Source organism: Pseudomonas sp. R4-34-07, from assembly GCF_003852375.1.
In the GTDB taxonomy this organism is placed as follows: domain Bacteria; phylum Pseudomonadota; class Gammaproteobacteria; order Pseudomonadales; family Pseudomonadaceae; genus Aquipseudomonas.
The window spans coordinates 585,130-599,499 of record NZ_CP027760.1 but is presented as its reverse complement, the minus strand read 5'-3'; the positions used below and the strand labels follow the sequence as shown (position 1 = coordinate 599,499).

Below are 14,370 nucleotides of genomic sequence, written 5' to 3'. Positions count from 1 at the left end.
CAGGCTGGAAAAAAACCGCATTCTACCCACTTTCAGTGATCATCGGGCACAGCCAGCGCTTTGCCGGTCATGGGCCTGTCGCTATACTGCGCGTCAACTTCACGGACCAAGAGCCGAGCGCAAGTGAACCGGCCCACGCCAGTAAAAACCGATAACTTCTTCCTGCTGATCTTCCGGGCACTGCGTCACCGCCGTGTACCGATCGCATTACGCATCGCCAGCCATAACGTGATCCTGGTCGCCCTGGCCCTGGTGATCTACGCCTGCGTGATGGGTTTGCAGTTCAAGCAGGCCATGCACGAGCAGGCCGACGCCCTCGGCGAGAGCCTGACCACCCAGACCGCCACCTCGGCGACTGAGTTGTTGGTGTCCAACGACATCCTCAGCCTCAACGTATTGCTCAACAACCTGACCAAGAACCCGCTGGTGGCCCACGCCGCCATTTATAGCGTGGACAACCGGATCATGGCCGAAGCCGGGCAGCGCCCGAAAAACGGCCTGCTGGGCGAAGCCGAGGGCCTGTATCAGAGCAATATCACGTTTCAGGATGTAAAAGCCGGCCAATTGCGCATCAGCCTGGACATGCAGCAATTCCAGCAGCCGATGACCATCAGCCTGCAGAGCATGGGCATCTTGAGCGCGATCCTGCTGGCCCTGGCCCTGGCGTTGAGCCTGCGCCTGGGACGGCATATCTCCACGCCGTTGATGCAACTGCGCATCTGGCTGCGCGATATCGACGAACACACCCCAGCCACCGACCGCCAGGACGAAATCGGCGACCTGGCGCGCCAGCTGCATGCCAGCTTCGCCCCGGAGCCGACCGTGCCTGAGGTCGAACCCGAACCCGAGTACGACGACGCCGACTACACCGACGAACCTGAGTTTGAAGTACGCGACCTGCGCGACCCAGGCTTCGACGAAAGCGCTCCGGTGGCGGGCTTGAAGCCTGCGCCGCGGCATGTAATCAGGGCCGAAGAAGACGAGCTGGACGACGAAGACCCGTTCGCCGACCTGCGTGATACCGCCGAGGCCGCGCCCGTCGTGGCGCCGAAGCCGCTTCCCGCCAAAAGCAGCGAACCTCAGTACAGCGCCGTACTCGCCGTGCAACTGGGTGCCCAGGACCAACTGCGCCGCTTGCCCCGCGCTCGCTTGACGGAACTGCTGGAACGCTACCGCGACTGTCTCGACCAGGCCGCCTCGCTCTACCAGAGCGAACTGCACACCCTGAACGACGGCAGCACGCTGATGCTATTCCACAGCGAAGACAGCGGCGAGGACTACCTGACCAACGCCATCTGCTGCGGCGAGTTGTTGCGCGCCCTGGGTCATGCCCTGCAGATTGAAGTGGCGGACAGCGGCATCACGTTGCAACTGCAACTGGGCTTGACGGTGGGTGATGACCTGTTCGGCATCAGCCAGATCGACCTGCTGCTGACCGAGATCGCCCAGGATGCCTTGGCCTTGTCGCAACACAGCCGCAACCTGCTGCTGGTAGAGCGCAAGATCAGTGAAGACACGTTGATCCGCCAACGCGCACGCATCCGCCCGATTGCCAGCCCTGAGGGCGCCAGCTGCGTGGAGCGCTTGATGGAACCTTATCCCTCAATGCTGGAACGGCAGCTGGCGCGGATGCATGAGACCCGCACAAGGACATAAGGCACGCAATTGCTCCCTGTGGGAGGGGGCTTGCCCCCGATAGCGGAGTATCAGTCAGCACATCACTCACTGAACCACCGCCATCGGGGGCAAGCCCCCTCCCACATTTGACTGCGCCATGGCTTCTATTTCAGATACAAAAAAGGCCCGCTTACTCAGCGGGCCTTTTGTTTGTCTGCTATTCAGATCAAAACCTGAACACTTCCAAATCCGTACGAATCGGTGTCGCCATCGGCATCTTGGGCTTTTCCGGCGCTGAGGGCTTGGCCTGTGCTGGCGTCTGTTTGCGCGGGGCCTCGGCAATCGGCGGCTGGTTGGCCAACGGCTTGATCGCGACCGACAACTGTTGCGCCAGGTGCTGCAACAATACGCCCTGGGCCTGGACCTGGGACGCCGTGGTGCCGGTATGTTCTTCCTGCAGGTGCACGATACGGTTGTCCCGGACCTGGCCGCGACGGTCGATCAGGCGCCACTGTGCATCCAGGATCGCCGGCTGCGAGGTACCGGAGTCAAGCCGCGTGATCGTCAGCAGCACCTGCACATCCGGGGTAAACCCGGATGGCCCCGGCGCCAGCACCACACGCTGGCTGTCCAACTGACCCGCCACCTGACGCAACATCAATTGATTGATATCGGAGGACAGGCTGCCCGCCCAACGACCATCGGTGGAACCTTGCAGGCTGCCGTCGTTCTGACGTTGCAGCAGGGTTTCGCGTTGCAGGTAATCGGCAACGATTACCGGCCCCAGCAGAACGGCCATGCCGGCGGTTTGTGCTGGCTGAGCCGGACTTCCGCTGTCCAGCTGGTACAGCGACACCGGCTGGTGCGTGCTGCAACCCGCCAGCCCCAACAGGCCAGCGAGCATCAAAAATAGAGGAAGGCGTGGAGCAGTCATCATCCCATCCAGGTGGCTGCCGCACGGCGAACCACAATGTAATACTAAAAATAACCTAAATACGCTCGGCCACGCCGGCGCTGGAAAGGCCATATCATCCGTGAATATGCGCCATGACTCCAGCGCCAAAGCGTCGATCTACGCGTTAAATCGTAGATCGAGGCCTCTAGTACGCCTTAAGCAGGCGTTTCTACCAACAAAGCATCCACTCTCTGGAAGCCGCGAGGCAGTTTGTTACCGCGTCGACCGCGCTCGCCCTTGTAATGTTCAAGGTCGTCGGGGCGCAAGGACAACGTGCGCTTGCCGGCCTGGAGCACCAGGGTTGAGCCTTCCGGGATGACGGCGATGTCGGTCACGTACTCCTCGCGACTGGCTACCCGCTCTCCGGGGATACCAATGATCTTGTTGCCCTTGCCCTTGCCCAACTGCGGCAGGTCGCTGATCTTGAACACCAGCAAACGCCCTTCGGTGGTCACCGAGGCCAGCCAGTTATGCTCGCGATCCTCCACCGGTCGCGGCAGGATCACCTTGGCGTTGTTCGGCAGGCTCAACAGCGCCTTGCCCGCCTTGTTCTTGGCCTGCAGGTCTTCACCCTTGACCACGAAACCATAGCCGGCGTCGGAGGCGATGACGTACAGCGAATCATCGTCCGGCAACAGCACGCACTCGAAATTCGCCCCCGGCGGCGGCGTGAGGCGCCCGGTCAGCGGCTCGCCCTGCCCGCGTGCTGAGGGCAGGGTGTGGGCCGGCACCGAATAACTGCGCCCCGTCGAATCGATAAACACCGCAAATTGGTTGGAACGCCCAGCCGCCGCAGTCTTGAAGCCATCACCCGCCTTGTAGGAAAGGCCAGTAGCGTCAATATCATGCCCTTTGGCGGAACGAACCCAACCCTTTTCCGACAGAACGACGGTAATTTTCTCGTTAGGCAACAGCTCGGTTTCTGTCAGAGCTTTCGCTTCTGCGCGCTCGACAATCGGCGAGCGGCGGTCATCGCCGTAGGTTTCGGCGTCTTTGATCAGTTCACTGCGCACCAGCTTCTTGAGCTTGGTTTCGCTGCCCAGCAGCGCCTGCAGCTTGGCTTGTTCCTTGAGCAGCGCGTCCTGCTCGTCGCGCAGCTTCATTTCTTCCAGGCGTGCCAACTGGCGCAAGCGGGTGTCGAGGATGTAGTCAGCCTGGATTTCGCTCAGCTCGAAGCGCGCGATCAGCTCGGCCTTCGGGTGCTCGGCGGTACGGATGATATGAATCACTTCATCCAGGTTGAGGTAGGCAATCAGCAAGCCGTCCAACAGGTGCAAGCGGCGCTCGACCTTGTCCAGGCGAAATTGCAGGCGGCGGCGCACGGTCTGCACGCGGAACTCCAGCCATTCCACCAGCAAATTGCGCAGGTTCTTGAGCTGTGGCTTGCCGTCCAGGCCGATGATGTTGACGTTGACCCGGTAGCTGGACTCAAGGTCGGTGCTGGCAAACAAATGCTGCATCAGCACTTCATGATCAACCCGGCTATTGGTCGGGATGATCACGATGCGGCAAGGGTTTTCGTGGTCGGACTCATCGCGCAGGTCGGCGACTTGCGGCAATTTCGACGGTTTGGCCTGCATCAACGCGGCGATCTGCTCCAGCATCTTGGCGCCGGATACCTGATGCGGCAACGCGGTCACAATAATGTCGCCGTCTTCGACGTGGTACACCGCGCGCATGCGCACCGAGCCCTTGCCGGTTTCGTACATCTTCAGCAGGTCGGCGCGCGGCGTGATGATTTCCGCCTCGGTCGGGTAGTCCGGGCCCTGGATATGCTCACACAGCTGCTCGACCGTGGCTTTTGGCTCATCCAACAGGCGCACGCAGGCCGTGGCGACTTCGCGCAGGTTGTGCGGCGGCACGTCGGTGGCCATGCCGACCGCGATGCCGGTGGTGCCATTTAGCAGGATGTTCGGCAAACGTGCCGGCAATACCAGGGGTTCGTCGAGGGTGCCGTCAAAGTTCGGCCCCCAGTTCGCGGTGCCTTGGCCCAGCTCGCTGAGCAGTACTTCCGAGTAGCGCGACAGGCGCGCCTCGGTATAACGCATGGCGGCGAAGGACTTGGGATCATCCGGCGCACCCCAGTTACCCTGGCCATCGACCAGGGTGTAGCGGTAGCTGAACGGCTGGGCCATCAGCACCATGGCTTCATAGCACGCCGAATCGCCGTGGGGGTGGAACTTACCGAGCACGTCACCGACGGTACGCGCCGACTTCTTGTGCTTGGAATCGGCGTCCAGGCCCAACTCACTCATGGCGTAGATAATGCGCCGTTGTACCGGCTTCAGGCCGTCGCCGATATGCGGCAGGGCACGGTCCATGATCACGTACATGGAGTAGTTGAGGTAGGCATTTTCGGTGAAGTCAGCCAGCGATCGGCGTTCTACGCCATCTAAGCTGTCTGCGAGGATGTCACTCATGCGGGCCTCATCATGGGGTAAGGCGCAACGGAATTGCCGCTGCGCTGATTCAATTCAAATTCGTGACGGCTCATGGCTGGGCACTCCAGCCACCGGCCGGGGCGGCGAAACGATAGACCACCGGGCGCTTTTCACCATCGGCACGCGCGCCGAAATTATTGTCGATGCCAATCCAGGCACCGTCGGCGTCCACCGCCAGGGCTTCGGCCAGGCCGTAAGGCTGGGGGTAACGCCGCTCGGGCGTCAGGGTTTCGTCGGCAAACGACCAGCACAGCTCAACCTTGGCCGTCACCGTATCGCGCCGGCAAATCTGGAACGCATTGCGCTCCAGGGTAAACAGCTTGCCGTTGAACAGCGCTAGGTCGGCAAAGTCCTTCGACACCGCCTTGGCGTTGGGGAACTGCGCCGGTTGCACTTCCAGGCCGGCCTCGCTCAACAACACGCAAGCACCGTCGCAATCCCACACGCTCTGCCCGCGCTTGATCGAAACCAGGCCGCGGCGCTCACGCTCGGCCGCCAGCCAGATCCGATCGCCTTGCGGGTTCACCGTCAGGCCCTCGAACAACGCATTGAAGTGCAGCAACATGCCGCTGGCCCGGGCCTCGCGCACCATGCCTGGGGCAATTTTCAGCCACTCGGGTGCGCCTGCTACCGGCACCTGCAACACCGCCGCGTGGGCTTCGCTGACGATGTAGCGGTTGCCTGCGGCATCACAGCTGATGCCTTCGAAATCCAGGTCGCCACCGCGAACGAACGAAGCCGCCTTGGTGCGCGAGCGCAAACCCCACGGCAGGCCGGATTCGGGCACGGGGGGTACGTCGATCTTCACCACTTCGGCGGTCCAGGTCGGCGCGCGGGTGTCCAGGCGATAAATCTGCTCATCATCACGGTCCGACACGGTCCACAATTGCTCGCCACATAGCGCCAGGCCCGACAGGTTCCCGCCGCGCATGCCGTCTACCGGGTGTTCCGACACCAGCTTGAGCTCAGCCACGGGCGCGGCAACCACTTCGGTGGTCGCCAACCCGCACACCATCAGGATCGCCAGGGCGACGCCTGTGCGCATCAGCCCAGAACCTCGGCCAGGTTGCCTTTGGATTCGAGCCAGGCTTTGCGATCCGGTGCGCGCTTTTTCGCCAGCAGCATGTCCATCATTTCCGACGTGCCGGCGAAGTCTTCCAGGGTCAACTGCACCAGGCGCCGGGTGTTCGGGTCCATGGTGGTTTCGCGCAGTTGCGGCGGGTTCATTTCGCCCAGGCCCTTGAATCGCGTGACCTGTGGCTTGCCGCGTTTCTTCTCGGCCACCAGGCGGTCGAGAATGCCATCGCGCTCGGCTTCGTCCAGGGCGTAGAAAATCTCCTTGCCCAGGTCGATCCGGTACAGCGGTGGCATGGCGACGTAGACGTGACCGGCATCCACCAACGGGCGGAAGTGCTGCACGAACAACGCACACAGCAGGGTCGCGATGTGCAGGCCGTCGGAGTCGGCGTCAGCGAGGATGCAGATCTTGCCGTAGCGCAACTGGCTGATGTCCGCCGCGCCCGGGTCGACGCCGATGGCCACGGCAATGTTGTGCACTTCCTGGCTGGCCAGGACTTCGCTGCCGTCGACTTCCCAGGTGTTGAGGATCTTGCCGCGCAACGGCAGGATCGCCTGGAACTCCTTGTCCCGCGCTTGCTTGGCGGAACCACCGGCGGAATCACCTTCCACCAGGAACAGCTCGGAACGCATCGGGTCCTGCCCGGCGCAATCGGCCAGCTTGCCGGGCAATGCCGGGCCCTGGGTGATGCGCTTGCGCTCGACCTTCTTGCTGGCCTTGAGGCGACGACCGGCGTTGTTGATCGCCAGTTCCGCCAGGGCCAGGCCCAGCTCCGGGTGCTCGTTGAGCCACAGGCTGAAGGCATCCTTGACCACACCGGAGACAAACGCCGCCGCCTCGCGGGACGACAGGCGCTCCTTGGTCTGGCCGGAAAATTGCGGCTCCTGCATTTTCATCGACAGCACGAAGGCGATGCGCTCCCACACGTCTTCCGGCGCCAGCTTCACGCCGCGTGGCAGCAGGCTGCGGTATTCGCAGAATTCGCGCATGGCATCCAGCAGGCCCTGGCGCAAGCCATTGACGTGGGTGCCGCCCTGGGCGGTGGGGATCAGGTTGACGTAGCTTTCCTGCACGCTGTCGCCGCCTTCGGGCAACCACAACAGCGCCCAGTCGACGGCTTCCTTGTTACCGGCCAGGCTGCCGCAGAACGGCGCGTTGGGCAGGCGCTCGAAGTCGCTGACGGAGTCTTCCAGGTAGGAGCGCAGGCCGTCTTCGTAGTGCCACTCGACCTTCTCCCCCGTGCCTTTGTCTTCAAAGCTCACCAGCAGGCCCGGGCACAGCACGGCCTTGGCCTTGAGCACGTGCTTGAGGCGGCTGATGGAGAATTTCGGCGAATCGAAGTATTTCGGGTCCGGCGCGAAGTACACGCTGGTGCCGGTATTGCGCTTGCCAACGGTGCCGATCACCTGCAGGTCGGTGGCTTTGTAGCCATCGGCGAAGGTCATCTCGTACTCGTTGCCGTCGCGCTTGACCTTGACCCGGACGTGGTTCGACAGCGCGTTGACCACCGAAATACCCACGCCGTGCAGGCCGCCGGAGAACTGGTAGTTCTTGTTGGAGAACTTGCCGCCGGCGTGCAGCTTGGTAAGGATCAGCTCGACGCCCGACACACCCTCTTCGGGGTGGATGTCCACTGGCATGCCGCGACCGTCATCGGACACTTCCAGGGAGTGATCGGCGTGGAGAATGACCTGCACCGACTTGGCGTGGCCGGCCAGGGCTTCGTCAACGCTGTTGTCGATGACTTCCTGGGCGAGGTGGTTCGGCCGACTGGTGTCGGTGTACATGCCGGGGCGTTTGCGCACCGGGTCGAGGCCCGAGAGGACTTCGATGGCGTCGGCGTTATAAGAGCTAGCGCTGGGAGTGGCCATGGGGTCTCGTCGTGAGTCGTTCGATTAAAAAAGTAACCCGCGATTTTTACAGTGACGAAAAATCGAAGGATTGATACTGATCTGCGCCAATGCCGGCAAAGCTCAACAGTGCCGGCAATTGCTGGGCGAACCCTTGGTAACCATGGTCGCCACCGGCCTGGATGCGCAAGGCACAGGCCCGGTAATACTGCTGGGCCAGGCGATAATCCAGGGTTTCATCCCCGGTCTGCAACCACACCTGATAACGCGCGGCGTCTTGAGGAGCCGGCACTTCCAGCTCGGCCAGCGCTGTGACGTGATCGTGGGTCAATTCCCAGGTTTCATCGGTGTAGAGGTTCTTCTGGGTGCCCAGGTAACCGTCAAACATCCGATGGGGGCTGACCGCCGGGTTGACCAGCAACGCCTTGAGGCCATGGCGTTCGGCAAGATGGGTTGCATAGTAGCCGCCGAGTGAGCTTCCCACCAGCAGTGGCCGACCCAGTTGCGCGATGGCTTCCTCCAATTGAGGAATCGCCTGACGCGGGTGGTGATGCAGGGCCGGTACACGCAACTGGTCGGCCAGGCCGAGGCTGTCCATCACGGTCATCAACTGGCTGGCCTTGTTGGACGCCGGCGCGCTGTTGAAACCGTGGATATACAAGATTGATGCGGACATGCCGGGCTCTCCATGCTTGCGCCAAAGAGGCGCAGTTTACAGGTAACAGCGGGGTCGTGGGTGCAGCCCATCGCCGCTGGCGTTACTATCCGTTCCACGCCCCTTAAGCACCTGATCGGCTGCAAACTGCTCATTTTTTGATCAGCGCACTCTTTCTTCATTGCTTGTGGAATTCGCCGGTACTGGCGGCGCGTTAAATAGGTTGCCGAGCGGGAAAACAGCATGCAACTGGAATGGCTTGAGGACTTTATTGAACTGACCCGCACCCGCAGCCTGTCGCGCGCGGCGGAAAATCGGTGCGTCACGCACCCCGCGTTCGGGCGCCGTATCCGGGCGCTGGAAGAATGGGTCGGCACGCCATTGATCGAACGTACACAACCGGTGTCACTGACCCCTTGCGGCGTACTGTTTCTGGATGCTGCAACCCAATCGCTGGAACTGCTGACCGCCGTCAGAGCGCAATTCAAAGGTGGCCCCCTGAGCCGCGATGAACCCGTGCGTATCGCCACCGGGCGAACCCTGGCCTGTGACTTCTTCCCCGACTGGTACGAGTCGCTGCACCCGCAATTGGGCAGTTTTGCGGTGTCACTGCTCACCAGCGGTGCGCAAGAGGCCATCAGCCGGCTGTCGGCTGGCGAAGTCGATCTGCTGCTGAGCTTTTCCAGCCCGCTGACCCAGTCATTGATCGACCCGCAGCGTTTTGACTCTCGAGTGCTGGCAAAGGAGCAATTGCTACCGGTCAGTGCGCCGGACGCTCAGGGCCAACCGCGCCAGCAGATAGCCGCAAGCAGTAACGCCCTCCCCATTCCCTGGCTGGCCTTTTCACCTTCCCTTGCGCTGCGCGGCGTGCTGGCGCAGCACCTGGAGCGACTGCCACAGCGCCTGGCGTTGCGGATGGTTTACCAAGCCGATTCCTATGATGCGATTCTGGAAATGGCCAAGCGTGGCAAGGGCCTTGCGTGGTTACCGCAGATGGTCGTCAACGATGCGCTGGCGTCGGGCGAACTGCTGATTGCAGGCGGCGCCGAGTTTTGCGTCAGCTTCGACGTCTCGCTGCATCGGTTACGCGATAACCAGAGCGAGATGGTGATGAAGATATGGGAAGCGTTGGCAGCGTTTGAAACGCTGCCGCCCCCCTCATAATCGCCCGTTTTTCCGCTTCACCACCGCTACCAGCCGCGGCTGGCCTGGCCCGTGCCAAAACAGCTCAAACCTGTGCCAAATCAGCAATTGCCGCTACACCGCTATTGATTCACTTTCATCCGGGCTTTCACCCATAACAATTAACGCTTTCGATCTCGCCAGGCCGCGTAGCAGCTTGGGCGAATCCGAATGCCAAACGTGAAATACACCCGGGGCACACCCATGACCGCTCAATCACCCGTCTTACCCTCGGCAACGACCCCAGCCCGACGAGGCCCATGGAAGGAAATCATCGCTGCCAGTTTCGGCAATGCGCTGGAGTTCTATGATTTGTTGATCTACGGCTATTTTGCAGTCGTCATCGGCAAACAGTTTTTCCCCTCCGATAACGAAACCACCTCACTGTTGCTGGCCGTGGGCTCATTCGGTATTTCCTTTCTGATGCGTCCGCTAGGCGCCATTGTGCTGGGTTCCTACACCGACAAAGCCGGGCGAAAAGCCTCGCTGACACTGTCGATCATGATCATGTTGCTCGGCACCGCAATAATCACTTTCGCACCCACCTATGAACAGATTGGCTTGGCCGCGCCGTTGTTGATCATCGTTGCGCGCATGCTTCAGGGGTTCTCCACAGGCGGTGAGTTCGGCGCCGCGACGGCGTTTATGGTCGAACACGCAGACGCCAAGCGCCGGGGTTTCTTTGCCAGCTGGCAACTGTCCACCCAAGGGCTGGCAACCGTCCTGGCAGCGGGGGTCAGCGCGATCCTCAGTTATGTACTGTCGGATGTGCAGTTGAACGAATGGGGCTGGCGCGTCGCATTCGGTTTCGGCCTGCTGATCGGGCCGGTGGGCTATTACATTCGTACACAAATCGATGAAACCCCGGACTTCAAGAAAACGCTGGCCAGCAGCACGGCCAAAACCCCGCTGCGAGACGTCTTGATCAAGGGGCATGTCAGCCTGCTGCTGGCTATCGGTGTAGTGGCCGGTGCGACCGCATTCAATTATGTCCATAAGTTGTACATGCCGATCTACGCGTTCAAGCAACTGAACATCGCCGCCACGTCTTCTTACCTCGGGGCGCTGATGACGGGCGTGACGTTAATGCTGATGGCGCCGGTATTTGGCGGGCTTTCAGACCGCTACGGACGATACCGGGTACTGACCATTGCGCTGTTGATTACCGGGTTTTCGTCTTACCCGATGTTCGTGCTGCTCAACACCTTCCCCAGCTTCACCACACTGCTGATCGTGCAAGCCCTTGTTGGCTTGTTGATCGCAGCCTGCCTGGGGCCGATTCCAGCGATGCTTTCCGACATTTTCCCGACCAGCATTCGCGGCACGGGCCTGGCGCTGAGCTACAACTTTTCCGTCACCCTGTTTGGTGGTTTTGCGCCATTGATCGTGACCGCGTTGATCGAAGCCAGCGGCAGCAAGCTCGCACCGAGCTTTTACGTGATGGGGACCATCTTGATCAGTGTCGTGTCGATCGTCTGCCTCGGCCGGCGCATGCGCGGTACGCAACCTTCGGCCAGTTGAGCCGGGCCCTTATAAAAGCCAGCTTCCCATGATTGTCGCGCCCTATCTGGCGACACGTCTAAACGTTGGTCTATCGGAGACAGAAATGAAAACCTTAGAGCAAGTGCGTGCATCCCTGAAGCCGTATCCGGTTGAGGTTAACTTCCCCGACCTCAGCCCATGGAAAAACGGTAATGGCGGGATCGACTACGTTTACAGCTTCGACAGCGGCGAACCGGGGCCGCATGTTTTGATCATGGCATTGACCCATGGGAATGAAGTCAGCGGAGCCATCGCGGTAGACACCCTGTTACGCAGCGGTATCCGTCCGCGCAAGGGCCGCTTGTCACTGGCGTTCGGCAACGTTGAGGCCTATCAACGCTTCGACCCGCAAAACATCGACGCGTCCCGCTTCATTGACGAGGACATGAACCGTGTCTGGCTGCCATCCGCACTGGACGGCGAGCGAGAGTCTGTCGAGTTGTGCCGCGCCCGTGAGCTGCGACCGCTGATCGACGACGTCGATTTTCTGCTCGATATCCATTCAATGCACGAAGAGTCCCCACCCCTGATGATGTGCGGGGCGTGCGCCAAAGGCTTGGCATTTGCAAAATCGTTGGGTGTACCGGCCACCGTCGTCGCCGACGCCGGCCACGCCAATGGTCGACGCATGCGTGACTACGGCGGGTTTGGTGACGCCAAAAGCACCAAAAACGCGCTGCTGATCGAAACAGGTCAGCACTTTTCAAAAAAGAGCGAACACGTCGCCCTCGATATAGCCGCTCGTTTCCTGGTGGCGACTGAAACCGTCACCGGGGCTGACGTTTCGAGGTTTCTAAGCCGGGACCAGCCCGTTGCCCAGCACTGTTTGCAGGTCACCGATCCGGTGATCGCGAACAGCATGGACTTCAGTTTTACCGATGACTTCCGTGGCCTGGAACGGATCGCTCACGCGGGAACAGTGATCGCCCGAGACGCCGAACGCGAGATCCTCACGCCGTATGACAACTGCGTGCTGATCCAACCCTCGCTGCGACACTTGGGGCAAGGCGTTACCGTGGTCAGGTTGGCGAAGGCGCTGGACCTATAGCCGCGCCGTCGATGGTCAATAGCCGTTGCTGCCGTAGTCCACCTGGAACGCGAAGCCTTGGAGCCTTTCTACGCCGGTATCCAACCGCCCGTCGGCATGCAGGCGCAGCCAGCGATAGCCCGGCGCTTGCTCGCTGACCTTGAAGTGCTCACTGCCGGGTGCGAACTGGATGCACGTGGACGGCGAAGCCAGCAGACGTACACCGTTGCGCTCGCGGTCGATTTCCTGGTGCACATGGCCCCAGAGCACCGCCTTGACCTGCGGGAAGCGGTCGAGCACGGCAAACAACGCATCGGGGTTGCGCAGGCCGATAGGCTCCATCCAGGCACAGTCGATCGACACCGGGTGATGATGGAAGCACACCAGATGATGCCGGTTCGGCGCTTCGCTCAAGGCCTGGGCGAGTAATTGCAGTTGCTGGTCTTGCAGGTAGCCGGGCACGGAGCCGGGTACGGCGGAGTCCAGCAGGACGATGCGCCAATTGCCGACATCGACCACCGGCTCCAGCAGGTCGCTGTGCACGGCAGCCTGGGCCATGACTTGCGGCTCATCGTGGTTGCCGGGAATCCAGCGCGCGGGAGCACCTAGCGGCGCAGTCATATCGCGAAATTGCTGGTATGACGCCAGCGTGCCGTCCTGGGACAGATCCCCGGTGGCCAGCACCAGATCGATAGACGGCTGCTGTTCGCGGACCAATTCGATCACCCGCTGCAGGCTCTCGCGGGTATTCATACCCAGCAGCGTTCCGTCGGCCTCGGCAAACAGATGGCTGTCGGTCAGTTGCACCAGCAGCACAGCGTCAGGGTTCACGGCGGATACGCTCGGCAAGGCGCTCTCCCTAGCAATCACAGGAATAGATAGTTGGGGCAATTATGCTAGGGCAGGACACAAAGAGGAAACCTGGACAAACGGACACCGTTCACATCTATCGCACGACTTCGAACTCATGGCCCAAGGCCAGGCAGTGGCTCAACCATTCGCCAAGGAACACATTGAGCTGGGCTTTCTCGTCGGGCTGGTGCATGAACACATTCGGGTAAGGATAGATGCTGCGAAAGCGCCGTGCATGTTCGGCGCTGATCACTTCGGCCATGCGCGCATCGTGATACACCTGCACTTCCAGCTGCGGCACCGGCAGCCACGGCAGGCTGTGTTCCTGGCGCACGCGCAGGGTGGTGGTGTACGGGCAATTGACGATGACTTCCAGGGCCAGCACACCGAGCATCTGGTCGCCGTGGGTCACGGCAATGCGCCGCGCCTCGGGCGCGTGGCGCATATCGGGGAGCAGGCGCATCAGCCGCGCATAGTTGGCCTCGCACGCGGCTTGCAGCCCGATCAGGTCAACTCGATATCGTTCCCGTGCCTTTACTGCCATAACCCCCTCACTTCCGCGCGATTAAGCGCAAGCCATTGCAGGGCGATAATGCTGGCTGCGTTGGAAATCTTACCGTCGCGTACCGCCTGCAAGGCATCTTCGAATGCCCAGGTGGTGACGCGGATGTCTTCTGCCTCTTCTTCCAATCCATGGATACCACCCGCCTGGGAGCTGTCGCAACGGCCCAGGTACAAGTGGACAAATTCGGTGCTGCCGCCAGGCGAGGGGAAATACTTGGTGATCGGCCACAGCGCGGAGAACGTCAGCCCAGCTTCCTCCTCGGCTTCGCGGTGTGCAACCTCCTCCGGCTGCTCGTCCTTGTCGATCAGGCCGGCGACCATTTCCACCAGCCAGGGGTTGTCGGTGCGGCCCATGGCGCCCACGCGGAACTGCTCGATCAGCACCACTTCATCGCGCTGCGGGTCGTAGGGCAGCACGCACACCGCATCATGGCGCACGAAAACTTCACGATTGATCACGCGGCTCATGCCGCCGTCGAACTTCTCGTGGCGCAACTGCACGCGATCGAGCTGGTAGAAGCCCTTGTAGGCAGAGTCGCGCTGAACAATCTCGATTTTATTCGGCGTCGACTTCGTAAAATCCGTCATATCCTTCCTCGTCATAAGC

Annotated in this window: 12 protein-coding genes; 4 read left to right on the top strand and 8 right to left on the bottom strand. The window is 61.2% G+C overall.

Annotated features, from left to right (window positions below):
• Nucleotides 1-123: 123 nt before the first annotated feature.
• The gene (locus C4J85_RS02505; protein ID WP_124408922.1) at nt 124-1,656 is read left to right on the top strand and encodes an AhpA/YtjB family protein; all 1,533 of its coding nucleotides are present in this window, start codon (nt 124-126) and stop codon (nt 1,654-1,656) included.
• Between the two features lie 187 nt (nt 1,657-1,843).
• Here the strand turns inward: C4J85_RS02505 and C4J85_RS02500 are convergent, their stop codons facing one another.
• The 5 genes from C4J85_RS02500 to C4J85_RS02480 form a co-directional block, all read right to left on the bottom strand.
• On the bottom strand, nt 1,844-2,554 hold the full coding sequence (locus C4J85_RS02500) for a membrane integrity-associated transporter subunit PqiC (protein ID WP_124406139.1): 711 nt from the start codon (nt 2,552-2,554) through the stop codon (nt 1,844-1,846).
• A 173-nt stretch (nt 2,555-2,727) separates the two neighbouring features.
• Complete coding sequence (gene parC / locus C4J85_RS02495) at nt 2,728-4,992, bottom strand: DNA topoisomerase IV subunit A (protein ID WP_124408921.1); 2,265 nt, start codon at nt 4,990-4,992, stop codon at nt 2,728-2,730.
• A gap of 70 nt (nt 4,993-5,062) precedes the next feature.
• Nucleotides 5,063-6,058 (bottom strand): esterase-like activity of phytase family protein, encoded by a 996-nt coding sequence (locus C4J85_RS02490; RefSeq protein ID WP_124365610.1) that lies wholly within the window; start codon nt 6,056-6,058, stop codon nt 5,063-5,065.
• Nucleotides 6,058-7,962: a DNA topoisomerase IV subunit B gene (gene parE, locus C4J85_RS02485; protein WP_124406137.1), complete on the bottom strand. Its 1,905-nt coding sequence runs from the start codon at nt 7,960-7,962 to the stop codon at nt 6,058-6,060. The genes C4J85_RS02490 and parE overlap by 1 nt, the downstream gene beginning before the upstream one ends.
• A 46-nt stretch (nt 7,963-8,008) precedes the next feature.
• On the bottom strand, nt 8,009-8,617 hold the full coding sequence (locus C4J85_RS02480; protein ID WP_124361003.1) for a YqiA/YcfP family alpha/beta fold hydrolase: 609 nt from the start codon (nt 8,615-8,617) through the stop codon (nt 8,009-8,011).
• A gap of 222 nt (nt 8,618-8,839) precedes the next feature.
• Here C4J85_RS02480 and C4J85_RS02475 point away from each other — a divergent pair, with 222 nt between their 5' ends.
• The 3 genes from C4J85_RS02475 (at nt 8,840) to C4J85_RS02465 (ending at nt 12,368) form a co-directional block, all read left to right on the top strand.
• The gene (locus tag C4J85_RS02475) at nt 8,840-9,760 is read left to right on the top strand and encodes a LysR family transcriptional regulator (RefSeq protein ID WP_124365608.1); all 921 of its coding nucleotides are present in this window, start codon (nt 8,840-8,842) and stop codon (nt 9,758-9,760) included.
• 222 nt (nt 9,761-9,982) lie between these two features.
• Entirely contained in the window at nt 9,983-11,299 is a 1,317-nt protein-coding gene (locus C4J85_RS02470) for an MFS transporter (RefSeq protein ID WP_124406136.1), read from the top strand.
• Between the two features lie 85 nt (nt 11,300-11,384).
• Complete coding sequence (locus C4J85_RS02465; RefSeq protein ID WP_124406135.1) at nt 11,385-12,368, top strand: M14 family metallopeptidase; 984 nt, start codon at nt 11,385-11,387, stop codon at nt 12,366-12,368.
• Between the two features lie 15 nt (nt 12,369-12,383).
• Here the strand turns inward: C4J85_RS02465 and cpdA are convergent, their stop codons facing one another.
• From cpdA to C4J85_RS02450, 3 genes are all read right to left on the bottom strand, one after another.
• Entirely contained in the window at nt 12,384-13,196 is an 813-nt protein-coding gene (gene cpdA, locus C4J85_RS02460; RefSeq protein WP_124408920.1) for a 3',5'-cyclic-AMP phosphodiesterase, read from the bottom strand.
• Nucleotides 13,197-13,293: 97 nt separating this feature from the next.
• Nucleotides 13,294-13,743 carry a DUF1249 domain-containing protein gene (locus C4J85_RS02455; protein WP_124360998.1) on the bottom strand — a complete coding sequence of 150 codons (450 nt, stop codon included), beginning with the start codon at nt 13,741-13,743 and terminating at the stop codon, nt 13,294-13,296.
• Nucleotides 13,734-14,351: an NUDIX domain-containing protein gene (locus C4J85_RS02450; RefSeq protein ID WP_124360997.1), complete on the bottom strand. Its 618-nt coding sequence runs from the start codon at nt 14,349-14,351 to the stop codon at nt 13,734-13,736. The genes C4J85_RS02455 and C4J85_RS02450 overlap by 10 nt, the downstream gene beginning before the upstream one ends.
• Nucleotides 14,352-14,370 lie beyond the last annotated feature (19 nt).

Excerpts from the sequence above, each read along its gene's own strand:
- C4J85_RS02480 (WP_124361003.1), bottom strand. The coding sequence starts at position 8,617 with ATGTCCGCATCAATCTTGTATATCCACGGTTTCAACAGCGCGCCGGCG.
- C4J85_RS02470 (WP_124406136.1), top strand. The coding sequence starts at position 9,983 with ATGACCGCTCAATCACCCGTCTTACCCTCGGCAACGACCCCAGCCCGA.
- C4J85_RS02465 (WP_124406135.1), top strand. The coding sequence starts at position 11,385 with ATGAAAACCTTAGAGCAAGTGCGTGCATCCCTGAAGCCGTATCCGGTT.
- C4J85_RS02500 (WP_124406139.1), bottom strand. The coding sequence starts at position 2,554 with ATGATGACTGCTCCACGCCTTCCTCTATTTTTGATGCTCGCTGGCCTG.
- parE (WP_124406137.1), bottom strand. The coding sequence starts at position 7,962 with ATGGCCACTCCCAGCGCTAGCTCTTATAACGCCGACGCCATCGAAGTC.
- C4J85_RS02455 (WP_124360998.1), bottom strand. The coding sequence starts at position 13,743 with ATGGCAGTAAAGGCACGGGAACGATATCGAGTTGACCTGATCGGGCTG.
- C4J85_RS02450 (WP_124360997.1), bottom strand. The coding sequence starts at position 14,351 with ATGACGGATTTTACGAAGTCGACGCCGAATAAAATCGAGATTGTTCAG.
- C4J85_RS02490 (WP_124365610.1), bottom strand. The coding sequence starts at position 6,058 with ATGCGCACAGGCGTCGCCCTGGCGATCCTGATGGTGTGCGGGTTGGCG.
- C4J85_RS02475 (WP_124365608.1), top strand. The coding sequence starts at position 8,840 with ATGCAACTGGAATGGCTTGAGGACTTTATTGAACTGACCCGCACCCGC.
- parC (WP_124408921.1), bottom strand. The coding sequence starts at position 4,992 with ATGAGTGACATCCTCGCAGACAGCTTAGATGGCGTAGAACGCCGATCG.